The sequence below is a fragment of the Sphingomonas sp. BK036 genome (assembly GCF_004216825.1).
Taxonomy (GTDB): Bacteria; Pseudomonadota; Alphaproteobacteria; order Sphingomonadales; family Sphingomonadaceae; genus Sphingomonas.
In genome coordinates, this window is record NZ_SGXR01000007.1 from 209,238 (window position 1) to 235,300 (window position 26,063).

General features: G+C 60.7%; 22 protein-coding genes. 14 read left to right on the forward strand and 8 right to left on the reverse strand.

What is annotated here, in order from left to right; translation table 11 throughout:
- Positions 1 to 124: 124 nt before the first annotated feature.
- The 8 genes from EV283_RS16825 to EV283_RS16860 all read left to right on the forward strand — a co-directional run bounded on the left by EV283_RS16825 (position 125) and on the right by EV283_RS16860 (position 12,368).
- Positions 125 to 343 carry a LysR substrate-binding domain-containing protein gene (locus EV283_RS16825; RefSeq protein ID WP_347400227.1) on the forward strand — a complete coding sequence of 73 codons (219 nt, stop codon included), beginning with the start codon at positions 125 to 127 and terminating at the stop codon, positions 341 to 343.
- A gap of 257 nt (positions 344 to 600) precedes the next feature.
- Positions 601 to 2,676 carry an ATP-dependent endonuclease gene (locus tag EV283_RS16830; RefSeq protein ID WP_130327309.1) on the forward strand — a complete coding sequence of 692 codons (2,076 nt, stop codon included), beginning with the start codon at positions 601 to 603 and terminating at the stop codon, positions 2,674 to 2,676.
- Positions 2,669 to 4,432 carry a UvrD-helicase domain-containing protein gene (locus EV283_RS16835; RefSeq protein ID WP_130327311.1) on the forward strand — a complete coding sequence of 588 codons (1,764 nt, stop codon included), beginning with the start codon at positions 2,669 to 2,671 and terminating at the stop codon, positions 4,430 to 4,432. The genes EV283_RS16830 and EV283_RS16835 overlap by 8 nt, the downstream gene beginning before the upstream one ends.
- Before the next feature lie 290 nt (positions 4,433 to 4,722).
- The gene (locus EV283_RS16840; protein ID WP_130327313.1) at positions 4,723 to 5,202 is read left to right on the forward strand and encodes a HEAT repeat domain-containing protein; all 480 of its coding nucleotides are present in this window, start codon (positions 4,723 to 4,725) and stop codon (positions 5,200 to 5,202) included.
- A 606-nt stretch (positions 5,203 to 5,808) separates the two neighbouring features.
- On the forward strand, positions 5,809 to 6,471 hold the full coding sequence (locus EV283_RS16845; RefSeq protein WP_242616036.1) for a sigma-70 family RNA polymerase sigma factor: 663 nt from the start codon (positions 5,809 to 5,811) through the stop codon (positions 6,469 to 6,471).
- Complete coding sequence (locus tag EV283_RS16850; RefSeq protein ID WP_165391821.1) at positions 6,455 to 7,381, forward strand: FecR domain-containing protein; 927 nt, start codon at positions 6,455 to 6,457, stop codon at positions 7,379 to 7,381. The genes EV283_RS16845 and EV283_RS16850 overlap by 17 nt, the downstream gene beginning before the upstream one ends.
- A gap of 121 nt (positions 7,382 to 7,502) precedes the next feature.
- The gene (locus EV283_RS16855; RefSeq protein WP_242616039.1) at positions 7,503 to 10,268 is read left to right on the forward strand and encodes a TonB-dependent receptor; all 2,766 of its coding nucleotides are present in this window, start codon (positions 7,503 to 7,505) and stop codon (positions 10,266 to 10,268) included.
- Positions 10,269 to 10,346: 78 nt separating this feature from the next.
- Positions 10,347 to 12,368: a hypothetical protein gene (locus tag EV283_RS16860; RefSeq protein WP_130327319.1), complete on the forward strand. Its 2,022-nt coding sequence runs from the start codon at positions 10,347 to 10,349 to the stop codon at positions 12,366 to 12,368.
- On the opposite strand, the gene EV283_RS16865 is transcribed toward EV283_RS16860, so the two are convergent.
- Together EV283_RS16865 and EV283_RS16870 are read right to left on the reverse strand one after the other, a co-directional pair.
- Positions 12,365 to 13,036 (reverse strand): DUF6445 family protein, encoded by a 672-nt coding sequence (locus EV283_RS16865; RefSeq protein ID WP_130327321.1) that lies wholly within the window; start codon positions 13,034 to 13,036, stop codon positions 12,365 to 12,367. The genes EV283_RS16860 and EV283_RS16865 overlap by 4 nt on opposite strands.
- On the reverse strand, positions 13,033 to 14,541 hold the full coding sequence (locus tag EV283_RS16870) for a tryptophan halogenase family protein (RefSeq protein WP_130327323.1): 1,509 nt from the start codon (positions 14,539 to 14,541) through the stop codon (positions 13,033 to 13,035). The genes EV283_RS16865 and EV283_RS16870 overlap by 4 nt, the downstream gene beginning before the upstream one ends.
- Before the next feature lie 394 nt (positions 14,542 to 14,935).
- Between EV283_RS16870 and EV283_RS16875 the strand changes: the two genes are divergently transcribed.
- The 4 genes from EV283_RS16875 (at position 14,936) to EV283_RS16890 (ending at position 18,343) form a co-directional block, all read left to right on the forward strand.
- Complete coding sequence (locus EV283_RS16875) at positions 14,936 to 15,598, forward strand: hypothetical protein (RefSeq protein WP_130327325.1); 663 nt, start codon at positions 14,936 to 14,938, stop codon at positions 15,596 to 15,598.
- Positions 15,599 to 15,985: 387 nt separating this feature from the next.
- On the forward strand, positions 15,986 to 16,339 hold the full coding sequence (locus tag EV283_RS16880) for a hypothetical protein (protein WP_130327327.1): 354 nt from the start codon (positions 15,986 to 15,988) through the stop codon (positions 16,337 to 16,339).
- Between the two features lie 113 nt (positions 16,340 to 16,452).
- On the forward strand, positions 16,453 to 16,749 hold the full coding sequence (locus EV283_RS19350; protein ID WP_130327330.1) for a hypothetical protein: 297 nt from the start codon (positions 16,453 to 16,455) through the stop codon (positions 16,747 to 16,749).
- A gap of 1,090 nt (positions 16,750 to 17,839) precedes the next feature.
- Positions 17,840 to 18,343: a DUF4262 domain-containing protein gene (locus EV283_RS16890; RefSeq protein ID WP_130327332.1), complete on the forward strand. Its 504-nt coding sequence runs from the start codon at positions 17,840 to 17,842 to the stop codon at positions 18,341 to 18,343.
- 562 nt (positions 18,344 to 18,905) lie between these two features.
- Here the strand turns inward: EV283_RS16890 and EV283_RS16895 are convergent.
- Positions 18,906 to 19,523, reverse strand: coding sequence for a TetR/AcrR family transcriptional regulator (locus EV283_RS16895; protein ID WP_207223172.1), 618 nt, complete (start codon positions 19,521 to 19,523; stop codon positions 18,906 to 18,908).
- 73 nt (positions 19,524 to 19,596) lie between these two features.
- On the opposite strand from EV283_RS16895, the gene bdcA reads away from it, so the two are divergent.
- Positions 19,597 to 20,310, forward strand: coding sequence for an SDR family oxidoreductase (bdcA, locus tag EV283_RS16900; RefSeq protein ID WP_130327409.1), 714 nt, complete (start codon positions 19,597 to 19,599; stop codon positions 20,308 to 20,310).
- A 272-nt stretch (positions 20,311 to 20,582) separates the two neighbouring features.
- On the opposite strand, the gene EV283_RS16905 is transcribed toward bdcA, so the two are convergent.
- On the reverse strand, positions 20,583 to 21,563 hold the full coding sequence (locus tag EV283_RS16905; RefSeq protein WP_165391823.1) for an SDR family oxidoreductase: 981 nt from the start codon (positions 21,561 to 21,563) through the stop codon (positions 20,583 to 20,585).
- A 22-nt stretch (positions 21,564 to 21,585) separates the two neighbouring features.
- Positions 21,586 to 22,158, reverse strand: coding sequence for a DUF2306 domain-containing protein (locus EV283_RS16910; protein WP_207223173.1), 573 nt, complete (start codon positions 22,156 to 22,158; stop codon positions 21,586 to 21,588).
- Between the two features lie 185 nt (positions 22,159 to 22,343).
- On the opposite strand from EV283_RS16910, the gene EV283_RS16915 reads away from it, so the two are divergent.
- The gene (locus tag EV283_RS16915; protein WP_130327338.1) at positions 22,344 to 23,270 is read left to right on the forward strand and encodes an AraC family transcriptional regulator; all 927 of its coding nucleotides are present in this window, start codon (positions 22,344 to 22,346) and stop codon (positions 23,268 to 23,270) included.
- 105 nt (positions 23,271 to 23,375) lie between these two features.
- On the opposite strand, the gene EV283_RS16920 is transcribed toward EV283_RS16915, so the two are convergent.
- The 3 genes from EV283_RS16920 to EV283_RS16930 form a co-directional block, all read right to left on the reverse strand.
- On the reverse strand, positions 23,376 to 24,266 hold the full coding sequence (locus tag EV283_RS16920) for an NAD-dependent epimerase/dehydratase family protein (RefSeq protein ID WP_130327340.1): 891 nt from the start codon (positions 24,264 to 24,266) through the stop codon (positions 23,376 to 23,378).
- Between the two features lie 100 nt (positions 24,267 to 24,366).
- Complete coding sequence (locus EV283_RS16925) at positions 24,367 to 25,275, reverse strand: LysR family transcriptional regulator (RefSeq protein WP_130327342.1); 909 nt, start codon at positions 25,273 to 25,275, stop codon at positions 24,367 to 24,369.
- Between the two features lie 188 nt (positions 25,276 to 25,463).
- Positions 25,464 to 26,063: tyrosine-type recombinase/integrase (locus EV283_RS16930; RefSeq protein WP_130327344.1), on the reverse strand; the 600-nt coding region annotated here is incomplete at its 5' end.

Consider the following 26,063-nt stretch of genomic DNA (forward strand, 5'->3'; position numbering starts at 1 on the left):
GCTGAGCTGGCATCGCGCGCGGGCCTATACGGGCAGTGCATCCAAGATTTGGCGCTTCACGCATCCAACGTTCGGAGAGGAGACAATCGAGCCGCAGGTGCGCCTCTAGACAGACAACGCCGATCTGCTGAACCCGGCCCTTCTTGGGGGGCAAGGGCTCGCGATGCGGCCCAAGTTCCTGGTCTGGCGTGAAGTGCGCGATGGCAAGCTGGCGGTCGCGATGCCGGAATGGTCGGTGAACCCGCTAAGGCTTCACCTCGTCATGCCGCCAAGCCCGCTGCGACCGCTCCGGATTCAGGTGCTCAACGATTATCTTGCGCGGGAGCTGGCGAACGCGTCATGAGGCTGCAGCGCACGTTGAGCCGTTTCACGCACTTGAACAAATGGGCGAAGTTGGGGCGCGGACTTGTGACCGCGAGTGACCGTTTCTGGGTCGATCACGATATGCGAGCGAATGTTTTTCCTTCAATGGATCGACGCTTGGAAGACCCAGCTTAAACCATCGACATGTCGAGGATGTCCTCGGCTGTAAACCGAGGTATGCCGAATGCACTGGCAAGTCTATTAGTGCTTCGGCGACGGAATGCTTGGGGGATGAGAATGCGGATAGTGCGAGCCAGGATCGAGAACTTCCGACTTCTCCGTAATGTAGAATTTGGGTTCGAGGCACGCACGACGCTGATCGTCGGGCGGAACAATAGCGGGAAGACGTCAATCGCAGAGCTGTTCCGGCGAATCCTGTCCGGCGGCAGTCTGGCATTACGGCTTGAGGACTTCTCGCTGGGGTGCCAGGAGAGCTTTTGGCAGGCGCTGCAGGCCTACCGCGCTGACCCGCAGTCCGCCGACGCTTGGGAGCAGCTGCCATCGATCCGGCTGGTCCTCGACATCGAGTACGACACGGACGCTCCGGATCTCGGGCCGCTGGGCAACTGCATCATCGACCTCAACGACGACTGCCACGAGGCTCGCCTGGAGTTTCGGTTCGGCCCAAAGGCTACGGCACCCGAGACGTTTTTTGCTGACCATTTGGTCCCGCTGGAGGATGCGGCGAACGACCGCTCCCGTTTCTACAGGAATCTCGGCCAACGGCTCCCCACCGCCTATGTGGGAACGCTGGAGGCCGTTGATCCCAACGATGCCACCAACCGCAAGTCGCTCGAGACCAAGTTGCTTACGACGCTGGTTGGGGTCGGCTTTATCAACGCCCAACGCGGTCTCGACGACGACACCATTCGTGAGCGTGATGTCTTGGGTAAGGTCGTCGAGGTGCTGTTCCAGTCGGCCCTGACTGATGACATCAATCCCGAAAGACGGACGACCGCAGAGCAGCTCAAGGAAGTGGTGGAGGCGATCCAAGGCGACGTCCACGATAGCTTCAACTCGGGTCTGACCTCGCTGCTGCCGACGTTCGACCTGTTCGGATACCCCGGGTTGTCGGATCCCGGACTCGTGACTGAGACGAGCTTCGACGTGAACAAGCTTCTCAAAGACCACACGAAAGTCAGGTATCGGGGCGTCAACGGTATGACGCTCCCTGAGACCTACAGCGGTCTTGGGACCAGGAACCTCGTCTACATGCTCCTGCAGCTGTTGAGCTTCTTTCGAGAATATCAGGCAATGCCGACCTCAGCCGGCGTCCACCTCATCTTCATCGAGGAGCCGGAGGCGCACCTCCACCCTCAGATGCAGGAGGTCTTCATCCGTCAGCTTGAGCGGGTCACGGCCGCGTTCGTGGCGCAGCTGAACGCCGACCAACCGTGGCCGGTGCAGTTCGTCGTGACGACGCACTCCCCACACATGGCGAACGAAGCAAGGTTCGAGAGTCTCCGCTACTTTCTCTCCGTCGCCGATGGCGAGGGAGTGCGCCGTTCGCTCGTCAAGGATTTGCGTCAGGGCATGGCGGGTGCCGAGCCGGCGGTGCGCGAATTTCTCCACCAGTATCTCACGCTCTCGCGTTGTGACCTGTTCTTCGCCGATAAGGCGATCCTGATTGAGGGCACGTCGGAGCGGCTCCTGCTTCCGTCCATGATCCGAAAGACTGACGAGACGGCGGCCGGGCAGCCGCAGCTCAGCAGTCAATACCTGACAGTCATGGAGGTCGGCGGCGCGTACGCGCACCGGTTCTACGATCTTCTCAGCTTCCTCGAGCTGCGCACGCTCGTCATCACCGACATCGACTCCGTGGCTCCCAATGCCAACAATAAGCGTGTCGCGGTCCCGGTGGCGCAGGGGGCCTTCACTAGTAATGCGTGTATCAAGGACTGGTTCGCGCCCGATGTCTCGCCTGCGCAGCTTCTGGCGAAGACAGCTGACGAGAAGACAAGCGGCGGCAGGCGGCTGGCCTATCAGATCCCGGAACAGGATGGCGGCCCCTCCGCCCGGAGCTTCGAGGACGCGTTCATCCTCGCGAACCCGGATCTGTTCGAACTCGGCGGGGGCGATCGAGCGGCGCTCGCTTACGAGCATGCGGCCGAGCAGAAAAAGTCTAGCTTCGCCCTCGAGCACGCTATCGAAAGCACAGCTTGGAGGACGCCCAGATATATCGCCGAGGGTTTGCGGTGGCTCGCCGCGGGAAATCCCGCTCCGGTTCTTCCGCCCGACGCGGTGGCGGCGGAGCTGGTCGCTGAGGTGATCGGCATAGACGTTGCCGACCACGGACAGCCGGCCCATGGCTGATGGGGAGAGCCCGGCTGACGCTGCCGGCCGCGCCGCGTTGGAGCGCGTTTTTGCATGCTTTGACGAAGGGCGTAGCTTTCGTCTCGAGGCCGGTGCCGGTGCGGGCAAGACCTACTCGCTGGAGAAGGCCCTCCGCAGGCTGCTCGCACTGCGCGGTTCCGAGCTCATGCGCAACCGGCAGCAGATCGGCTGCATTACCTTCACGAACGTCGCGAAGGACGAGATCGCGTCCCGCGTCCAGGCGCATCCCGCTGTGCGGCCGGAGACGATTCACGGCTTCTGCTGGTCGCTGTTGCAGGACTTTCAGCCAGAAATTCGTGCATTAGTACCGACGCTCGAAGGCTGGGCCGACCGGCTCGCCGAGGCGGATGTCGCCGAAATTGGTGTCCGGACCATCCAATACGAACTCGGCTATCCTAGGGTGACCGAAGCGGAATTGACGCTGCGGCACGAGGACGTGCTCACGCTCATGACCGCACTACTCGCCCGGCCCAAGTTCCGGGCCGTGATGACCGCGCGCTTTCCGGTTCTCCTTATAGATGAGTATCAGGATACGGACGCTGGCTTCGTGAACGCTCTGAAGCAGCACTTCCTCGACACCGGAACCGGCCCGGTCGTGGGACTCTTCGGTGACCACTGGCAGAAGATCTATGGCGACGGATGCGGAGCGGTTGAGCACGCCGCGCTCCAAGTCATAGACAAGAACGCGAACTTCCGGTCGGTAGGACCCATCGTTTCGGTGCTAAACCGCATGAGGCCTGCGCTTCCGCAGATCCCGAGCGACGCCGACGCGCCGGGCGAGGCGCGGCTTTTCCATACCAACGCTTGGCCGGGGCAGCGGCGCACGGGTCAGGGGGGCGGGCACTGGACTGGAGATACGAGCGCCGAGGCGGCCCGCGCCTACTTCGACCATCTCAAGGGCAGGCTCATCGGCGAAGGCTGGGATTTCGCGGTCGAGCGGACGAAGATCTTGATGCTCAGCCATAGCGTCCTCGCACGGGAGCAGGGCTATCCGACGATCCAGCAGATCTACGGTCAATTCAACGACCCGTGGCTGAAGAAGGAAGATCCGCACATCAAGTTCCTCGCGGATCAGGTGGAGCCAGCATGCGCCGCCTTCCAAGCGCAGCGCTACGGCGAGATGTTCGGATGCCTCGACGCCGGTCACCCAAGCATCCGCCGTCATAAAGACAAGGCGGCGTGGTCCCAGTCTTTCCAAGAGCTCATCGAGCTCAGGCATAGCGGGACCATTGGACAGGTGATCGACTTCATGCGGGCGCAGGGGCACATGCGCGTTCCCGAAGCGGTTATCGATCGCGAAAATCGGCTTGCTGCAGTGGGAGATGTTCCTACGGAAAACGAGCCGCGCAGGGTGACCCAGCTACGGAGGCTCCGCGACGTTTCCTATGCGGAGCTGATGGCGGTGGATGCCTTCATTGACGGCCACACGCCGTTCGCGACAAAGCACGGGGTTAAGGGAGCTGAGTTCGAGAACGTCCTCGTTATCGTCGGTCGCGGTTGGAACAAGTATAACTTTGGTCAAATGTTGGAATGGCTTGATCCGGGACCTCCTGGAGACAAGACGGCCTCCTTTGAGAGCAATCGTAACCTTTTCTACGTGGCCTGCTCGCGTCCGAAGCGGAGGCTGGCGCTCCTGTTTACGCAGGTGCTCAGCCAGGCTGCGCTGGCAAAGGTTCTTGACTTGTTCGGTGCGGAAAATGTTATTGCTCTGCCCGCTGACCCATCCGTCGCGTGATCGACTGCTTCCCACCCCTTCCGCGCTATTCGCTCTGCTAATCTAGGCCGTCGCCCGCTGCTAAGTTCGACATGAACGGGTGTCCGAAGTCGGGAAGCGGCCAGGCGCCTTTGAACGTCTGGTTGTGGGCGTTTTAAGACGGGGTATCGCCGGGGTACATCGCCGCATCGAGTGCGGCGGAATACAGCATAGCAGCGGGATTGGCTTGGTCGTGGCGGAGTGTGTCTCCGTCGCGGCAATGTCTGGTTTGGAGGTTAGCTGCCGTTTGCCGTTAGTGATATGCTAAGTCGATGACCGACCGTTATGAGCCTGATTCCGACTTTTTGAAGGCGGTAGTTGCCGAGGAAGTGCCGCTTTCAGGCTCGGACTTTGCTGACGTGAACATGCGGCAACTCATCGCGATGACGCGGGACGACGACCCATCTAACCGTGATTGGGCGACGATGCTCCTTGCGTCAGAGGGCGCAGATACGCCGGAAATTCGCGAGGCATTGCTATCGGCCGCGAACGACGAAAACGACGTCGTGAGAGCAGAGGCGCTCGTCGGTATTGCAAGGCGCGATCGAGATCTGGCGCTACCGCTCGTCCTGAAAGCGTTGTCTGGCGAATGGGCGATCATGCCCCTTTTTGAGGCCGCTGCATTGGTTGCTGATCCGGCCTTAGTGGATGTGCTAAAGCCTTGGACTGAACCGTCAGATAATGAGTGGCTCGACCAGCTCGCGTGCGACGCCCTAGCAGCTTGCGAAAAGGGCCAGCCCACCTGTAACTGATCAATGTCCGCTCTTGGGCGTAAGGGGACTGGCGGCTTTCTGGTACGGCAGGTGTGAAAGCGGACGTTCGCTCTTTACGGCAACTCAGAGAGCAGATCAGAGGAGCAGACAAGTACGGCAACGAAGTGCGCTGTCGCCAACAAGAAGGTCCAAGAGGTTTTCACAGCAAAAGTGCGGCCAATCAGTGCCCCGTACAAAGGAAACTGGAGCAGCCCCACGCTCATAGCGACAGGCCCTATTGCCCCCTCAAGCTGACTAAGGAGCATGCTGAAAGGGAAGAGCACGCGTGCCGTGACGTAGGAACCGTGCCCGGCGCCACCTGACATGATCGCTGCAAGGATCGCTGGCCCCGTGACGAGGGTTCCAATCCCGACCCCGCGCCATGTTGGCTCGAAGCGCCTTAAACCGCCCGTTCGTAAATCGGCGTCGAAAAGCGAGACCCTGCTGCTAGGGAAGTAGTTGACTGCAATCTTTTGAAAATTGCCGGTCAGGGAGGGGTTCCGATCGGTAGTCCCCTACCATGTAAGTTTCAACGCAGTTCCGATGGCTTAGCGATACTTTGCCAGAGCCGAGCTTTCGGCGCCGATCCACAGCCGGCGCCATCGAATGATGGGAGCACAAATTTGGTTCTCGCTCGGTAAAATCGTGACGGAAATATCGCGGCCATGCATCTATGCTGTGGTCAGGAGCAAAATGAGGCACGTAACTACTGAACTCGTAAACTGGGTTGCCCGGCAGATTCTGCCGCACGAGCCCGAATTGCGACGGTGGCTCCGGGCCGGATTTCCCGGCATTGATGTAGATGATGTCGTCCAGGAGTCCTATTGCCGGTTGGCCGCGTTGGCAGATTTCAAGCGCGTAGAGGATCCGCGTCGTTATCTGTTTCAGACAGCACGCAACGTGGTCCTGACCGAGCTACGCCGGGCTCGCGTCGTGCGTATCGAGGCCGTTGGAACCATTGCCGATCTCGAACTTGCACTAGCTGCCGACCATCTGTCACCTGAACGTATCGTCGCAGGGCGGGGACTATTAGCGAAAGTCGAACATCTTCTAGCCGCGCTTCCAGAGCGAAGCCGAACCATTTTTCGCATGCGAAAAGTCGAAGGACTATCGCAGCGCCATATCGCAGAAGCATTGGGCGTGACTGAGATGATCGTCGAAAACGATCTGGCACGGGGATTAAAAATTATCCTTGGTGGCCTTTCAACAGATGACAGGGCAGACTTGCCATCGCGAAACGAAAGGAACCGCAATGCGCGACCATCCTGACGCTATCGACGTTGCTGCAGCGCGGTGGGTCGCGCGGCTGGATCGCGCACCAGACGATGCGAACTTGGCATTCGAGGTCGACCGTTGGTGTGCAGAACATCCGCGCCACGTTGGTGCCTTGCTGCGTGCTCGTGCTGTTTGGAGTGGGTTGGACGCGGCCGATGCCCGCATAGTAGCGAGACCGTTATTCTCTCGTCGGCTAGTACTGACGGTCAGCGGGGCCTTAGCGGTTGCTGCCGCGGCCGTAGGCGTGGTCTGGCTAGAAACACACGGCAGTATGGGGATAGAAACGGCTGTCGGTGAACGCCGTCTAGCCAAGCTTGAAGACGGATCAACCATCGTTCTCAACACCGCTAGCCGCACTCGCGTTCGAATGACGCCGGAGCAGCGGTCGGTAGCGCTTGACGATGGCGAGGCCTGGTTCGCGGTAGCAAAGGATCATGCTCGACCGTTTGTGGTCTCTGCAGGCGACGTCCGGGTTCGTGCGGTTGGGACGGCCTTCGCGGTTCGCCGTTATCTGGGCCGCGCTGAAGTGACTGTAACGGAAGGGCGTGTTCGAGTCTGGTCAGTTGCTGCCCCGGAACGCTTCGTCATGTTAAGCGCTGGCAAGCAAGCTAGCGTAGCAGATGTGTCCGGTACCGCCGAAACCGTCGTCGCAAATGCGAAGCCCGCCGAGTCATTAGCATGGCGACAGGGTGAAATCATACTCGATGGTATGACTTTTGGCGACGCTGCAGCCGAGTTCAACCGGTACAATAGGCGACAATTATCCGTCGATACACAACTCGCCGACCGCAGGATCGTGGGTTGGTTTCGCACCGATGATCTGGACGGATTCGCACGCGCGGCTGCGATGATGACGGGTGCGAAGATCGAGAGGGACGGCACTGATTTACGGATCGTAAAATAAATCTCGCAAATCCTGACGGAAACGGGAGTGCGACGCATCTTCTCCTGCAGACGCGCAAAAGACGCGGTCGGCAGATCGTAAGGGGAGGATTATAATGCGTTCGCAGTTCTATATGGGCCTTATGTTGACCAGCGTCGCGGTTGCCGCATCGCCAGCAGTTGCTTTCGGACAGACCCGAAACTTTGATGTCGCCGCGCAGTCTGCATCGACCGGTATCGTCGCATTCGCACGCCAGGCGGGCATTCAGATCATTGCGCCTGAAGACGCTACGCGCGGTCGACGGATCGTCGCAATCAAGGGCAATCTTGCAGTCGCCGACGGCCTCCGCCGGATCGCTAGCGCCTCAGGTCTCAAGATCGTGTCATTCAATGGCCGCACGGCTGTGCTCGCGACTGGGGTTATGGCGCCGCCCCGCTCGACAACTCAAGTATCAACCGCAGTTGCGCAGGATACAACCGCCCCAACTGCGGTGAGCGCCTCTGAGGAGAACGCGGACATAGTCGTCACGGGGCAAACAACCCGTAATCGAGCTCTAATAACATCGTCAGCTGATATTACGTTAGCGTCGCGTGCTGATATCGACCGCAAGGCTCCGCGGTCAACCGCCGACATGCTCGAACTGATTCCCGGCATCTTCGTCGAGTCGACCGCGGGCGCCGTATCCAACAATTACTCGGTGCGCGGTCTGCAAGGTGGCGGCCAGCGCTTCATCCAGCTGGAAGAGGACGGGATGCCGATCCTGTACAGCGGCGGCGGTGCCGATTTCTTCTTCGACCAGGACCTGACCATCGATCGCCTCGAAGCGGTGAAAGGCGGCTCGTCGGGCGTGCTGACCGTCAATGGTGCCGGCGCGACGATCAACTTCATCTCAAAGACGCCGAACTTCACGCGTACCGAAGCGATGGCGCGCGGCAGCTACTACAATTACGGCCAGAAGCGTGGCGAAGTCTACCTGTCGTCGCCTATCACCGACAAGCTGGCATTCAACGTGGGCGGCTATTTCCAGTCGAGCCCCGGCGTGCGCGACAACCCGTTCGACTATCGCGGCTGGCGCATCAAGGGCGCGCTGGAATATCGCCCCGAGGCCGGTGGCTATATCCGGATCTCGGCCAAGGGCGGCGATATCGAGAATGCCTATTACGCGGATCAGCCGTACCGCTTCACCGATGGCGAGCCGAGCGGTATCCCAAGCCTCAGCACTCAGTTCGGCAATGTCGGCGGTGATGCATTCAAGAGCATCCAGGTCCCGGTCTCGACCTTCGCGCATCCAAGCGGCTTCCGCGAATTCCGTTATCAGGATGGTATCAAGTCGAAGACTGCTCAGTTCCGCATCGACATGGAAACGCCGGTCAGCGACAGCGTCAACCTGTTCCTGCACAGTCGCTACCTGAAATACTCGTACGACTTCAACGGCCTGTTCCCCGGCTCGGGCACCGGAAACGCCGGTCTGACCAGCGCCGTCAACTATCTGACGCCCGGCGCCGGTTCGCCGATCAACGACCTTTTGACCGCGGGTCGAACGGCGTTCCCGACCGCGACGCGGTTCGGCATCCGCAACCTGCGGACCGGCACCGTGCTGGGTAGCAACCAGACTGCGGATCTGAATGCGCTGAACGGCAATGGCTTTCTCCAGCGCACGACGCTCAACCACGATTACATCGACGGCAAGGATTTTGGTTTGAACGGCGGCGGCACGTGGGAATATGAGAGCGGCGGGTTCAAGAACTCGCTGACCGTCGGCGCGATGTATTACGACGTGACGCGCGAGCAGGACCAGTCGGCGACGGCGAGCGTCGTCAACGACGTGCGGTCGAACAGCGACATCTACGATATCGTCGCGCTGAACGCGGCAAACGGCGTCGTCGGCACGCTGTCCGACAACGGCCTGGTTTCATATGGTGACTGGGGCGCGGGCATCCGCACGCGCAAGGACTCGACCGTCTCGTTTTATGCCAATGACGAGCTGTCGATCGGCGACCTGCATCTCGACGGCGGCATCCGCTGGGAGCGCGACTCCGCGACGTTCCTGGACGGCCAGGCAGCGGCGGTGAACCAGCCGGTGCAGCCGAACGTGCCCGGCCTCATCCGCACGGTCGGATCGACCTTCGACGGGACCTTTGCACGGACGCAGCGGACGCAGTCGAAGGCAGCGTACACCGCCGGCGCGAACTATCAGTTCACGCCCAACCTCGCGATCTACGCACGCTATGCGAACGGTTTCCAGACCAACAACACCGATCCGATCACGACGATCGAGCTATATGAGGCGGGCGTCCGCTATCAATACCAGCGCTTCATCAGCGGCTCGGCGACTGTTTTCCAGACCAACTTCAAGAACCAGAACTACAATTTTGCCAACCCGACTAACCCGTCGCAACAGCAGAACATCAACGCCGACCTGCGCACCCGCGGCGTCGAAGTGGATGTGAACGTCCGTCCGATCACGTGGTTCTCGGTCGATTTCCAGGGCGTGTTCCAGCAACCCAAGCTACTGAACCTGGAGATCGACGGCGTCAGCCAAGGTGCGCAGTACGAAGGCAACCGCCCTGAACGGACGCCCGCCAAGCTGTTCACGATCACGCCAGCGATCAAGCTGCCGCATGGCCTGGGCGAAGTGTACGGCCGCTACAAATATGTCGGGCGCATCTTCGCCGATGCCGGCAACGGGGTCGCGCTGCCCAGCTACGGCGTGACCAGCGCGGGGATCACGATTAACGTCAACGAGCGGATCCAGGCGAATTTCAACGCGGACAACATCTTTAACGTCGTTGGCCTGACCGAGGGCAATCCACGGCAGGGCCAGACACAGGCGGTAACCGATGGCTATTTCTACGCCCGCGGCATTGTCGGCACGACCTATGGCGGATCGGTCACGCTAAAATTCTGATCGACCGACGATGTGGGGGTTCAAACGGGGCGGCGAGCAGGCGACTGTTCTGCCGCCCCTTTTCGCGGAGTGACAATCATGATGACGATAGCGCGCACGGCGATGGCAGGTGGCCTCGCACTTCTCACCTGCGCGGCGGCGCCGATCACGGCTCGACCAGAGCTTGCATATCAATTGACCGAAGGAAAGAACCTCAACGCCTTCGTCCGCGACAAGGCGGTGGCGGCGCATGTCCTACTGCGCAACGGTGACGATCCGCGCATCCTGGTAGCGTTTCCGGCGGGCAACAGCGGTGTCGGCCTGTGGTTCGCGAACACCGCACGCCCCGTGACCTGGCGGCTGGACCAGGCGCCGCTACCGCTGAACCGCGGGAGCCTGCACGGTATCGTCGCGGTCGCGACCGCCGATGCGGCGCGGTTGGTCCCGAAGCAGGCGGTGTTGTCCAATATCCGCTTCCTGCGCGACTATCAGGCGGTCGGTACGTTTCCCAAAGAGCTCACCGCGACGCCGGTAACCGCCGGGGACACGATCACGTGGCGCCGCAAGCGCCTCGACGGGGCGGCAGGCTATGAACTGACGCTGCGGGTTGTCGAGGGGCGGATCGATCAGGGCGCGATCGTTGCCGGCGCGAACGGGCAGATCCGGTTGGCGATCACGGCCCTAACCGGCGACGCACCGCTGACCCCGATCCCGGCGGCGGAGTTGCTCAATGCGACGGCGGCCGCCGATCCCGCGGCGCGCAATGCACTGGCGTTTCTCAGCTACCGGGAGAAGTTCCTGGCAGGTTCCTGGCGCTTCGATACCTATTTCGGGCGCGACACGCTGATGTCGTTGCGGCTGCTGATGCCGGCGCTCAACCCCGTCGCGATCGAGTCGGGCCTCAACGCGGTCATCGCACGATTGTCGCCTGGCGGCGAAGTCGCGCATGAAGAAGGGATTGGTGAATTTGCGATCCTCGCCAATCGCAAGGCGGGCCGCAGCGGTGACGCCGCCGAACTCGACTATGGCATGGTCGACGACGATTACATGCTTGGGCCGGTCGCCGCCGACTATCTGCTCGGGGCGGACAAGGCACGTGCGTTGGCCTATCTGGCCGCGCCGCTAGCAAGCGAGAGCCAGCCAGAGCGCCGCGAGCCGGTCGGTGCGGCGCTGGTTCGCAATCTCCGCTTCGTGCTGGCGCAGGCAAGTGCGTTCGCCGCAGACCCATCGGCCCGCAACCTCGTTGCGATCAAGCCCGGGCGGATGACCGGCGAGTGGCGCGACAGCAATGAAGGCCTTGGCCGCGGTATCTACGCCTATGACGTGAACGCCGCCCTAGTCCCCGCGGCGATCGAAGCCGCAGACCACCTCGTGCAGGCCGGACTACTCGACAGATATCTGTCGGCGGACGATCGCGCGGCGTTTGGGCGGGCCGGCACGATGGCCGACGTCTGGCGGACAAAGGCGCCCGCGCTGTTCCGTGTCGAGATCCCTGCTGCAACGGCCGCGGCGGACGTGCGGCGGTATGCAGCGACCCTCGGCGTGCCCACAGCACCGGCGCTGGCGGCACTGGGCAAGGCCCCGGTCGTATTTCATGCGCTGTCTTTGGGCGCCGATGGCGCGCCGGTGAAGATCGTCAATTCGGACGAGGGCTTCGCGCTGTTGTTCGGGCGACCGTCCTCAATCGATCTCGATACCTTTGTGGGCGGGATCATGCGGCCCTTCCCGGCGGGTCTGATGACCGACATTGGCTTGCTGGTAGCCAATCCGGCGTTCGCCGATGGGGCAGCACAGGCGCGCTTTACGCCCGCGGCATATCACGGCGCAGTCGTCTGGTCGTGGCAGCAGGCGTTGTTGGCGGCGGGGCTTGAACGCCAGTTGCACCGGACTGACATGCCCACGGCGACCCGGACTCGGCTCAGGACCGCACAGGCGGCGTTGTGGCGCGCGGTCGCTGCAGGCAGGACGATCCGCGGATCGGAACTCTGGTCTTGGGCGTACAAGGACGGCGGCTACCACATCGTCGCATTCGGCGCGGGCAAAGCCGATGTCGACGAATCGAACGCGGCGCAATTATGGAGCACGGTCTATCTGGCCGTGCAGCCGCCCGGAACTCGCTAACCGGCGAAGAAACCAGTGATCGTCAGGCGTCCGGTTTGCGGATCGGACGCCAACGACACACCGTCCGCGATCTCACCCGAATGCAGCAGGCTGCTGCGATACAGCAGCGCCCGATTGTACACGCCGTCGATGCGCGCAATCCGTTCGAACAGCGCCGTGTCACCGGCGATATAGGACTCGGGGGCGCCGTGCTTCACCAGATCCCGATTGAGCGCGGCGAAATAAGGATCGCGGCGACTGGCGTCGATCGTCTCGAACCCGGTCGAACGATGCCGGTAGAACGCGGTACCGCCGGTTTCGTCGGGCACGAGATAATGGATCAGCGCTAGCCGTCCAGACTCCATCGCATCAACGTGCGGCAGGCGTTGTTCGATCGACAACGCGGACGGCGCCATCGTCACGATCGAGAAGCGCGCCTCAAGCAGCGACAGCCCGGCCGACATCCCAAAAACCTGCTTCGCGATCGTCGCGATGAGCGCTCCTTGTTCGCGCATATAGCTATCGGGAAGCGACGCGGCGATGCCGGGGTAATGTCGTCCTGCCGGGCCATAATCCTGCGTCGCGGCAAAAACTCTCAGCGCGTGGGGATCGGGGACGAAGTGATCGATGACGACCACGGGTTCCCCCTCTGTACCGATACGACGTGCCCGCACGTCGGGCGTCGTCATCGCGCGGCAACCTGCGGGGCAACGAGCGCTGCGATCGCCGCGTCATGCAACGGCAGCGTCGGCGCCGCACGCGCGATGACCGCCTCGATCTGGTCGAGCTGGCGGCGGTTTGTTGCCGCATCGAGGGTATCGGCCAACGGCGCATGGCCCAAGGCACCCACCCCCTGCCCCTCCAGCACGGCGAGCCAGCTTGCCTCGCGGAACAGTTCGTCGGCACTCAACATCAGACGTCCGGCGCGCGTATATTGCGCCATTTTGTCGACCAGCGTGGGAGGCGGCGTCATATGACGAGTGTGTTGCCAGAGCGGCGCGTCATGGCCCTGCGTGGCGTGATAGTGCAGGATCAGAAAGTCGCGGATGCCGTCCATGTCACGTGCGAACAGCGTGTTGAACTGACGCGCCAGTACGGGGTCGCAATCGGCGTCCGGGAAGAGCGTGATAAGCTTGGCGATTCCGCTCTGGATCAGGTGGATACTGGTCGATTCGAGCGGCTCGAGGAACCCCGATGCCAGCCCGATCGCGACGACATTGCCGCGCCATGCCTCGCGCCGGAACCCTGCGGTAAAGCGCAGCATCCGTGGATCTGCCAGCGCTTCACCGTCTAGGTTGGAGAGCAGGGTCGCCACCGCCTCGTCGTCCGACACGAAACTGCTCGCATAGACGTAGCCGTTGCCGGTGCGGTGCTGGAGCGGGATCCGCCACTGCCAGCCGGCGGGGCGCAGCGTCGACCGCGTAAACGGCGTCGTCGCGGCGATGCGCGCGCACGGCACCGCGACTGCGCGGTCGCAGGGCAGCCAATGCGACCAGTCCTCGAACTGCGCGCCCATCGTCTCGCCGATAAGCAGGGCACGAAAGCCCGAGCAGTCGATGAAGAGATCGCCCTCCAATCGCTCATCCCGGTCGCTCGTCAAAGCGGTCACGAAGCCCGTGTCGGGATCACGCTTGATGTCGCGCAACAGGCCCTCGTGTCGGACGACACCGCGTTTTTCGGCAAGTTGGCGCAGGTGGCGGGCGTACAGGCTGGCGTCAAAATGATAGGCATAGCCGAGCGTCGAAAGGATCGACCGCGGATCGTCCACGGGCTTCGCGAAGCGGCCGGCGGCGGCAAGCTGCGCGGCGAGTGAATAGGTTGAAAGCGGCCGATCGAGCCCATCCCCCTTAGCCCGCAGCCAGTGCTGGTGGAACGGCACTGGTCCAAGATCGACGCCGTAGCGACCAAACGGGTGGAAATACCGCGTGCCAGGTCGCGCCCAATCGACAAATTCGATGCCGAGCTTGAAACTCGCTTTCGTCGCCGCGACGAACGCCGCCTCGTCCAGTCCGATCAACTGGTTGAACCAATGGATCGTCGGGATAGTCGCTTCGCCGACACCGATAGTGCCGATTGCGTCAGATTCGAGGATGCTGATCTCGACCAGGTCGCCGAACGTGGCGCTCATGGCTGCGGCGGTCATCCACCCCGCGGTTCCTCCGCCAAGGATTACAAGACGTTGCACGCGCTTCATGCCACGCAGTCCTGCGCAATTTCTCTTGGATAGCAAGCTGCTTCCTTACTCATGCCGGCGCGACGGTTAGCGTCGATGGGTACCCGGTAGCCTGCAGTCCCGGTTGGCCAGCGGCGTTCTGCCGGCGCGTGATCGGTCAAACTAGCCCGCGTGAACTAAGCCGTGCGCAAGCTCCGTAGCGAGGCAGCCAGTCGGACACGTTGGACCCAATGTCGGACGCTCGGGTTGCGAAGCACGGCTCCCGAAAGCTGCCATTCGTTCAGCGCGATTTATCCCCGGTCCGGTCACTCCTGATGCAAAAATTCAAAAGTTTTGCATCAGGCCAGCCGGGCAAGCGGTAGTTTGCCGGCGCGCAACATAGGCTTTATCCGCAATCCTCGGATGGGGGAGCGACATGCCAGAGTTTCAAGGGAAGAAGATCACGCGAGCAGAAGAGTCTGCTCGTCATGCGTACCGGCGTTCGTTGGAGAAGTCTCTTCGAACGCAGGCAAGGAACACGGGCTGGAAATCGGCTGGCGGGTCAATCTTTCGCGAACAGGCAGGCTGGTTTATTGCGGCGAGTCCAGGTGTTTATATTTACGAGCATTTAACGAAAGCTGTCATTAGGGTGAAGCCGATGGCAATCGACCCTATTTTTTGGGACCTTGTGGGTCTGCCCGAAAATCGGGAGCAGCCGCTTTCTTTCCGAGCCAACGGGGCTTGGACGTGCCGTCCACCGTATTTTGCCGAACTCGATATCGAAGAGCACACCGACTCCGCAGTCGTCGCCGATCGTATGATCGCCGCTGCAACAGATCAGCTAGAAAATGTACTGCGGTCTTACACCCTTGATGCCTTCCTACTCACATGTCGCGATGGGGCCGAAGCCAATGAAAGCTACCTTCCATGTATCGTCACCACTCTCATCGCCTTGGGGCGCGAAGACGAGGCACTGGTGGCTTGTGAAGGAGCTTCTACGCGGGGGTTTGGTGGGGGGTTCCTTGCCCCGGAAGGCTCATTCGTAGACATGGCGACCGCCTATCTGCGACGGCTGGTCGCGGATGCTACACGGCATTGAATGCCCGCCATTCGCGCGCTGATGCAAAAGTCACGGATTTCGCATCAGCCCGAGAACGGTAGGAAAGCTAGGTATCTGCCGATGCAAAAATCCGATGCATTTGGCGGGCGCGTTCGATGGCGGGTTTCTCGGAGTGCGGCCCCGAAAGCCGCCCGTCCGCTTTCCTCCCCAAAACGGCCATTCCGCTTTCGCCCAATCCTTGCCGTTCCCGGCTACCGTTACGCTTCCCGTTTGCGGACATCCGTTAATTCGGTAAGTTGGTCGCGGGACCTGACGCTGTCGGAACCGACGGAACTAGCGACCGTAGCGTTTGGCGGGTTCGAGCCCCACTCGTAGGTCCGGTGCCGGCCGATTGCGAACATCGGCTTGGCAGGGCATCTTGCACAGATGGCACAGTCCAATTCAGTGGCGCGGCGGACCCGGCTTGGTACATGGCGCGGGGTCGGTATTGGAACCCTCGTCACGGGCCCGGCTATCCTTGCAGCGATCATGTCAGGTGGCGCCGGGCATGGTTCATACATCACGGCACGCCTGCTGTTCCCTTTCAGCATCCTCATCAGTCAGCTTGAGGGGTCAATAGGGCCTGTCGCTATGGGCGTGGGGCTGCTCCAGTTTCCCTTATACGGCGCACTGATTGGCCGCACTGTTACTGCGAAAATTTCTTCGATCTTCTTGTTGGCGACAGCGCACCTCGTTGCCGTACTTGTCAGCTTCTCAGGCCTGCTTTCTGAGTTTCCGTGAAGAGCGAACGTTCGCTTTCCTCTCCAGGCCGGCCGTTCCGGGTTTCCTTCAATCCCGGTCATTCCGCTTCCGCCCACTAGCGGATATTGCCGTCTGTTGGCACTCTCGCCCGCGTGATAACTGAAACGATCAGTGCCGCATTGACGTGGGCAATCTTGCTGCTGGTCCCGCCCGTCGCGGGCTATTGGCTTGGGAAGGTCAGGTCGCCTTTGACACGCTTGTCTCTTCTGGCACTGCTTATATCGACGCCGGTCATTCTGCTGACGACCGCTATGATCCTGCTGCCCTCGGCGCCGCCGAGCGATTTTGACTGGTGGATGGCGGGCATAATCATGATCACGCCGGCCATCGTGATCTGGGCGATTCTCGCCGGGACAGGCTACATTTTCAGCCAAAGGAGCTTCCGCTGACCGTTCCATTCCGGCCATTCTGCCTCCGCCAAACCGTCGCCGTTTGAGCACCTTGTCGAATTGCAGAAAACCGAGCATTGATTGCTCAGTATGTATCAATAAAATGGGGACATGAAAGCGCCGTTACTTCGATACGCCATCACAGCATACAGTGAGTGGGAGACACTCGACGTTGAGACCGATTGCCCCGATGATGGATACGCTATCAATAAAGCACGTCGCTATGGATCGCTTCAACACATCAGCACGAACTTTCCATCAGTGATCTTCGCTCATGTCGCGTCTGATGAGCCAGACGCCCCCCGCGACGTAGGAACGTGGGAATATCGTTTGAGGCATACCAAGAAACCAGGTTTTATTTGGCATCCTGGAACATGGCTGCAGCGCCCGATGCCGGAAGATCGACCTGCTATTCGACGTTGGGCGGCGGGATTTGCGGACGGTAGTTAACCGTTGTTCGATTTCGGAGGCCGACTGTCTGCTTTGGTTCCCATACCGTCATTCGGCTTCCCCTGGTGTCGGACAATCACGTTATCGAGGTGCCTCCTGATTGCGGTCGTTCGTACTATCGTGGATGGTGCGACGATGAAGGCTCCAGTTTCTCTTGCGCTGCTCGCGGCACTTCCTACGCTTGTGCATGCTGATCCAATCGCGAGCGGTCCATTCTATCTGCGACATGACGCATCGACGGCCGAAAAGAACGATATCGTCGCAGTGACCGTTGATGCTCAGCAGTTAACTGGCGGCACAGTATATCTTTGTTCAACATCTGATTCTCTGTCGTTTAGGAGACAGTCTCAAAACGCTGTGCGTGCTGAACTAATTGCCAAAGGCATATCAAGCGGCATAATCAGCGTTGGACGGCGCTGCAGAAGCGCTTTGCGTCACCCTCCCGTTTCAGAAGCTGCGAAGAATGCCGTAGTGTTAATAGTAGGGCCAAGCGGTCGCTAACCGTGTTTTTTCGCTGATAGCAGACGGGCCGCTTTCCTTCCCCATCTAGGCCATTCCGCTTCCGCCCAGAATAAGTCATTCGGGATGGCTGTTGCGCTTCATGATTGCGGACGTTCAGCGGGAGGGTTAGCTACCGCTCATGCGAACCGCCCTGAACGCGCCTGATGAAGCTCTGGATGATGCCGAGCGAGTGTTTGTAGCCAAGGTCCGAGAGCACGGCTGGTTCGATACCGCAGTGTTTGGCGACACTGAAGGGCCGGGGTTCTCGTTTACTACGGGGTTGTGGGTGAACACGGGTCAGCCAGAATTGATCATGTTCGGCATGAAGCGTGAGATAGCCCATGACGTGTTCTGGGAGTTGTTCCGAGAGGCTAAGGCGGGGTTACCACTGCCGGTAGGCGAGCCAACCGATAGAGCGTTTGAAAACCTGCTTGCCTATGCCTTTCCGGTGGCAAAGCGGTTCTACCGAGATCACCTCGGCTGGAGCCGATGGTTTTACGGTAGCGACGATTTCCCATGCCTTCAGATTGTTTGGCCGGATCGGAGTGGCGTTTTCCCATGGGAGCAGGAGTTCGACACAGCTTTTGCAATCGACCAGATCGATCTTACAGAAAATGGGTGGGAGTCAGCACTTACGGGGTAAGTCCGCTTTCCTTCCCATTCCGGCCATACCGCTTTCGCTCAATAGCGCACGCGGGGGCGGCGTGTTAGCAGAAGAGGTGTCACGTCGATTCCTTGCCCATCCTCTCGTCATTTGGCTTCTCGTCGTGAGCGCTGCGTTCGTGGTTGAGACTGCCTTTCGGGGTAGGACTGAGGCCATTGCGAACATCCCATTTCGAGCAATAGCAGTAGCCGTCACGATTTTTTGGACGCGTCGTTCAGCGCGGAGCCGCCTGGCCGATCATTGATTGGCACTAAGAAAACCGGTCGTTCGTGATGCAAAAATCAAGGATTTCGCATCAGCCCGAAAACGGCAGGAAATCGAGAGCCCCGGCGATGCAAAACACCGATACGTCTGGGATACCCTTTCAATGGTCGATTTCATCGGATGTGGATCGCAAGCGGACGTTCCGCTTTCCTTCCCCATCACGACATTCGCGAGCGGGTAGCCGGGCTTCACAATCGGTCATTCGAAGATGAACCAACGTCCGAAGTTGGGAAGCGGGGGAAGGGGCGTGAGCGTCTGATTGTGGGTCATCTGAGCATCAAACGGGATCGCTAGCGTAATCTGCAGCCGGGAAAACCTGTGCGAGAGCCAAGCCTGCAATACGTGCAGTTGCAAGAAGCTGATCCAGCCCATGCCCATTGCGCGCCTTGGCGGAGAGTCCCGACATGGTCGTGCTGACGAAGTCGGTCAGGCGCCGGGCATCTTCCGGATGGCGGGCAGCGATATAGTCGCGAATCACGGCTTCGGCGGCAAGGCTGATCTCACAGGCAGCTTCGCGCGCGTCGACATCCTTCGCGCGGATGCCCTCCACCACCATGCATCCGCTCGCCATTGGGTCGGCGGTATAATAGCGGGCGGCCTCCTCGAGCACCGCTGCGAGGCAGGCGCCCACGGGCCGGTCGTCCCGCAGCAGATTGGCGAAGGGAATGGCGCTGGTCGCGTTATAACGATCGAGTACGCGGGCGTAGAGACCGGCCTTGCTGCCGAAGGCGGCGTAAAAACTTGGTGGGTTTATCCCAAGCGCGGTGGTGATGTCCGAGACGCTGACCGCGTCATAGCCATGCGCATGGAAAAGCTGCTGCGCGGTACCAATTGCTTCTTCGGGATCGAAGCGTCGGGGCCGACCCCGTGCCCGGGATTTATCTGTAGTCATCATTACAAAACACCTTGACGAGTCTAATCGAGCATTTATGTAGCGAGCCATACATTAATTCTCAAGGATGCACATCATGGCCCTGTTTCAAGCAAAGTCCGTTCTTGTACTGGGGGGTAGTCGCGGTATCGGCGCAGCGATCGTCCGGCGCTTTGCCGCGGAAGGTGCATCCGTAATCTTTACCTATGCGGGGTCTCTAGCGGCCGCGGAGCGGCTTGCGGCAGAGACCGGGGGCAAAGCGGTGCAAACCGACAGCGCTGACCGCGACGCGGTGATCGCGCGCGTGCGGGACAGCGGGCCGCTCGACATTTTGGTCGTGAATTCCGGGTTCGCAATCTTCGGCGATGCGCTCGATCAGGACCCGGACGAAATCGATCGGCTGTTCCGCGTGAATGTCCACGCGCCCTATCACGCCTCCGTCGAAGCGGCGCGGCAGATGCCCGATGGCGGACGGATCATCGTCATCGGCTCCGTCAACGGTGATCGGATGCCGGTGCCCGGCATGGCGTCCTACGCGCTCAGCAAATCTGCGCTGCAAGGGATGGCGCGAGGGCTTGCCCGCGATTTCGGGCCACGCGGCATCACGATCAACATCGTGCAACCAGGGCCGATCGACACCGATGCCAACCCTGAAAACGGTCCAATGAAGGATCTGATGCACAGCTTCATGGCGATCAAGCGCCACGGACGGCCGGAAGAAGTCGCGGGGATGGTTGCATGGTTGGCGGGGCCGGAGGCGGGCTTCGTTACCGGTGGGATGCATACGATCGACGGCGCGTTCGGCGCTTGAACCCAAATGACGACGGTGGCGCGGGCGAGGTTGGTAGCACCATCGCTCGCGTCGTGACCGTTAGCGAAAGCTGTTACGCGTCATCATCAGCAATTGACGATCTACGCTCCTTAACGAAGGTTTGGTTTTGGGAGGCGGCCAGGACGGTTTGAATAGCCGTTCTTGAGTGTCCGCAACTGCAGGGGGCCCAATCCTTCCTTGATGGATCCCGGTTGGTTGCCGTTGGTGCCGCACCGCCGTCCTGATCATGAGCTACAGCGCCTGCGCGACTATCAGCTGCTGAAGTATGCCGGACTTTTTAGGTCATCGATCAGGGAGAGGCCAGCCGGTGCCCAGCCAAGTTCAGCTTGGGTGAGCGCGCTGCTCACTGGGTTGTCAACCGAGACGAACGGCGCCGTAAAGCCAAGCTGGCGTGTGGCGTCGACCTGCGTTCCCGAGCGTAGAGGCAGGCCCAATCGCTGGCTCATGACCTCGGCAATCTCGCGATAGGTGAGCACGTCGTTACCTACGCCGTGGTAGACGCCCCCAAACTTTCCCTTTTCGAGCGCCAGCCTGAACAGCGAGACGGCGTCATTGATATGGACGCCGCTCCAGTGATTGGCGCCCTCGCCGACATAAATAACCTCGCCGTGTTTGCGCGCTGCCAGGGCGAGTTGGGGGATTAGGCCCTTGTCGCCCGTCCCGTGTACTGCGGGCGCCAATCTGACGATCGAGGCTCGCACTTTGCGGGACGCCCAATGCTCCACGAGAGCTTCACTGACAGAGCGGACGTAGCCAGGAGACGCTGCGTTTGGGCAGTCGGTTTCAATGGCAATGCCCCGTGCCGATGCCCCCGAAGCACCAGCTATGCCCATCGTGGCGAAGGCGGTCACTAAGGGTCGCTCAGAACCACCGAGCGCGCTCGCCAGGGCATTGAGGGCCGCGTCGTTGGTCGCTGTAATGGCCTTCATCATTCGTCCCATGATGCCACCAGGCCAGCCACCAAAAACGGCACTGAGCATACGTGTACGCGGCATGTCACCCGGCGAGAAACTGTATGCCAGATGGATTACGCCGTCGGCCGCCTCGGCGCCCTGCCGCAGAACCGAAACGTTGGTAAGGCTGCCAATGAGAGGTTGGACACCGTTCGCTTGCAGCATTTCAGCGGAGGCTTGAGATCTAGCGAGGCCCACAACTTGGTAACCGCGCTTAATGAGGTCATTCGCAATCGCAGGTCCTAGGAAACCCGTTGCGCCAGTGATGAAGACCCGCATGCAGATTACTCCTATTTGTTGTTCAAGGGATTGCGTCGGCATTGCTGAAGGTTAGGTACAGCTCTGCCAGGACCATGTTGGGCACCCAGCATGCCCAGGAAATCACGCGATAGGACAGGATCGGATCGAGCCCGAGTTGAAAGCTAGCCGGCAGGTAGAGTCGCAGCGTTACTGCCGATAGCGTCAGTGCAAACGAGCGGATCATCCAGCGCCGATGCGACGACACTCGTTGTGCTAGGATCTCCCGGACCGCAAATATGGTGGCTGCAATCCAAGCGATACCCAGCAAGCTGAAACCGGTGCCGGCGATAGGTCCTGTGGAGACGCCGGTCGCAAGCACTAGCGCAGCGGTCCCCCCCGTGACGCACCCGGCGACGTAGATTTGCCCGCACATCCGGTGAGCGGCTGTCTGGCGCGTACGAAACACTGGCAGAAACTGCCATGGTCCAACAAAGAGTGCAGTTGCGGCCCCGGTCGCGTGGATCACAAGCCATGGGTTCACATAGGCATTGGCTGCGATTGTCACTGGAACGGGTCCCGCCTTTGCGAGATAGCGATAGGAAACAAGCGCCACAGCGCTACTCAGCATCGCCATGAACGCCCAAGACACGCGTCGCACTAGAGAAGACCGTGGTCGCGGCCTTTCCGTTCGCGGTCGGGGCCAGGACGGCGGATTGGGATCGATCATGCTACAGGCCTCGTATTTCGACACCGTCTAGGCATGAGGCGCTGGACCGACCATGCTCATCCGTCCCCTCATTCATTGTGATCGTCCAAATCATGGATCCACTTTCTGATATTCTGACGTTGATGAAACCGACTGGTTATGGCTTTCGCGGGTTGGACGCGGCGGGGGATTGGGCACTCGCCTTTGAGCCCGCGCAAGGGATCCGCTGTTTCGGTATCGAGACGGGGGCCTGCCAATTGCAGGTCGCGGGCACGTCCGCGCCAATATCGCTAGTCGCCGGCGACGTGGCGCTGATGACGGTAGGGGGAGCGGTGCTCCAATCCTCCGACGCGGCAATACCGGTTGATGCGTTTGCTCTGATGACAAGTGTACGGGCCGGGCAGATCGTCGTCCTGAACGGAGGTGGCGAATGTCGCGGGCTAGGCGGCTTTTTTGGGCTTGGCGGGGTCCAAGCCAAAACGCTGCTCGACGCCATTCCAGCGATGATCCACGTCGGTCCTGGTGCAGGCCGAGAGGCATTACTGACCGGGATGCGACGTCTGATGATCGAATTGAGCGATCCTCAGCCAGGCAGTGCTCTTCTGGCGGGCCATCTTGCTCAAGCACTACTGGTCGAGGCTCTACGTGAACATCTGAAAAGCGGTCAGTCTACCAGTGGCTGGTTAGCAGCGCTTGCTCATCCCAATTTACGGCATGCCATGGCCGCGGTGCATAACGACGTCGCACGTCATTGGTCGATTGGCGACATGGCCCGGGCGGCGGGAATGTCGCGATCAAGCTTCGCCTCGCACTTTGAGAGGGTCACTGGCGCAACGCCAATGGCCTATCTGACCCGCTGGCGCATGATGCTGGCGTCAGAACTTCTAATTAGCACCGGCATGTCGCTGCCTGCCGTTGCGGCTTCGGTAGGTTATGAATCGGAGAGCGCATTCGGGGCTGCTTTCAAGCGTATCACCGGTCATTCGCCACGCAGGGCCGGGAAGCAACCTCGCAGCTTGCTGTCCGCGCCTAGGCCTTAGAACCAGAAGTTCGAACACCAAGGAGTACGGAGGCGAGCTGGAGCATGAAATCCGGTTGGAAACCATGGTATCGTTCGTCCTTTCAGATCTTGAAACGATCTGCGGTCACGCCGGAGGCTGCGCATAGGAGCGTAGTTCATCGACGATCGAATGCCGCGACGGGCGCCAACCAAGCTCGAGCACGGCGCGTTGGCCGGAGACTACCTGATCGCATGCGATCGCATCCGCGAAGCTTCCTAGCACCTGCCGAGCTTCCTCCAGTGGCCATTCCGCTAACTGGCCCCCGGCACCTGCTCCCTCGCTGGCGGCCCGTGCAATTTCGATCAGCGGAATAGCGGCGCCATGAGCCCCGTTGTAGATCGATGCGGCAGGCGCCTTCTCGAGCGCGAGCAGATAAAGGTCCGCTAGATCGTCGGCATGGATGCACGTCCAACGATTCTGGCCGTTGCCGACGTAGCGCGCAGCCCCATGCTCCTGGGCTGAGCTGAACATCATCATCGTGGTCCAAGCATGATTGCCATACACCCAGGCAGGACGGAGAATGATGCCGTGAACGCCACCTGCAGCAGCTTCGAGAATTTCAGCCTCGAGCCTCTGGCGGAAGCGCACCATCTCGAGTGGATGCAATGGGCTGTGCTCGGTCGCGGCCGTATCGCCGGTGGCACCGTACAAGAAGCAGCCGCTCGTATACAAAAAGCGCTTGGTCGTGCCGCGCAACGCATCGAGGATCGCTCGAACTGCGACCTGATCATAGGCCGCACTATTCTGGTCGTTCGGCGATGCGGCGTGAACGACGGCGTCGACGCTGTGGACCGCGTTGACGATGCTATCTGTATCCTCCAGATCACCATAGGCTGCCTGATAGGCCATGCCATTCAGCTTGGCCGCGCTTGCCTCTGAACGCGCTAGCCCGACGACGTCGTGCCCCGCCGTGGCCAATCGACGTGCGACCGCACCACCGATCAATCCCGTAGCCCCCGTTACCAAAACACGCATGTCAGCACCTCATTAGCTCCATGCCAAGAACTAGAGCGGAACGGTGGGCCTGCGTGAAATCACGAGAAGTGATACGGTATGATCGGTTTGGTCGATGACGTCAGGCCGACGCTGCGATCCGGGCAATACAGTCGCGCAGCCATACCGTGGCCGGGTGATCATCCACCCGACGATGCCACATCATCGCTAGCGAAAAGTCGGACACCGCGATCGGTGGCTCATGGACGACGATGCCCAAACTGGCCGCAGCGAACCGCTTGGCGACCCGCGAAGCGAGCGTAGCGATGAGATCGGTCTCGGCGACGACGAACGGGGCAACCAGGAACTGCGGCAGGCTTAGCACGACGCGGCGCGTCAGCCCGAGCACGGCGAGCTTACGGTCCACCACCCCTGTGCGGTCCCCCTCCGGCGATACCAGGAGATGGGGGGCCGCCGCGAACGTCTCGATGTCGGCATCTTTTGCAAAGGCTGGATGGCCGGGGCGCGCAATGCAGGCAAAGCCTTCCCGAAGGAGCAGGCGTGTCATAATGCGTGCCGAAGTGTCGACGGGGACGCTGAGTGCAAGGCTTGCCTCGCCACTGTCGAGGAGGTCGACGACTTCATCCTTGCCGAAAATGCCGCGGATCCGCAGCTCAAGACGAGGCGCCTCAACCGCCAGCCGTGCCAGCAGGGGAGGCAGTAGGACAAAGGCAGCGTAGTCAGTCATTGCGATCGTCACGATGTGATCGGCTAACGCAGGATCGAAGCCATCATCTTGCAAGACCGATTGCATGAGCTGGAGCGAAGATGAGATCGGGCCTGCTATATCATCAGCCCGCGGTGTCGGCAGCATCCCCGTTGGCGACCGTACGAACAATTCATCGTCGAACACCTCGCGCAATCTGGTGAGTGCACCGCTCATGGCAGATTGGCTTAGGCCGATGCGCTGGCCAGCACGTGTTACGTGGCGCTCCGCATACAGGGCATCGAACGCCTTTAGCAGATTCAGGTCAAAGCCCGCTACATTCATTCGAGAGCCATAGGAGAATGAGGTCAGCCGGGAAAGCGATCGGAAATAATCTTGATCCCGCCCTTCTTTAAGAGAACGGCCTACCGGGGGCGGAAGCCAGTCCCCGTTGCTGTGTTCGCTGCGATATGAACGAACGGCTGAAGTTGGGCAGCCGGGAATAGCTTGCAAACGTCCACAAATGGGTCCGCTCAGACCTCGGTGCGTTCGGCCAATTCCAAAGCGTCCTCCACGTCAACGCCCAAGTAGCGCACCGTGCTGTCGATCTTGGCATGGCCGAGAAGAATCTGAACGGCGCGGAGGTTGCCAGTCGCCTTGTAGATGATCGATGCTTTCGTGCGCCGTAGCGAGTGCGTCCCATAATCCTGCGCCGGAAGGCCAATGCCGACCACCCACTCGCGCACAAGGCGGGCATATTGCCGCGTGCTCATGTGGTCCATGTAGTCGTTGCGGCTCGGGAAAACGAAGTCGTTCAGTGTCCCCCCACGTCGCTCCAACCATGCCCGCATCGTCTTTCGCGCCGTGTCCATTATCTCGAACTGAACCGGTCGTTTGGTTTTCTGCTGAACCACGACGGCGCGGTCACGGACGCGCCCGCCGGAAACCACATCGCCGATCCGCACCCTGACCACGTCACAGCCGCGCAGCTTGCTGTCGATGGCGAAATCGAACAGTGCTCGGTCGCGCAGTCGCCTCTGCTGGTCGAGCCAGAAGCGAATGGCCCAGACCTGTTGCTGTTTCAGCGCCCGCTTCGCACCGATCAGCCGGCCTTCGTTCCAAGGCCGAAGTTC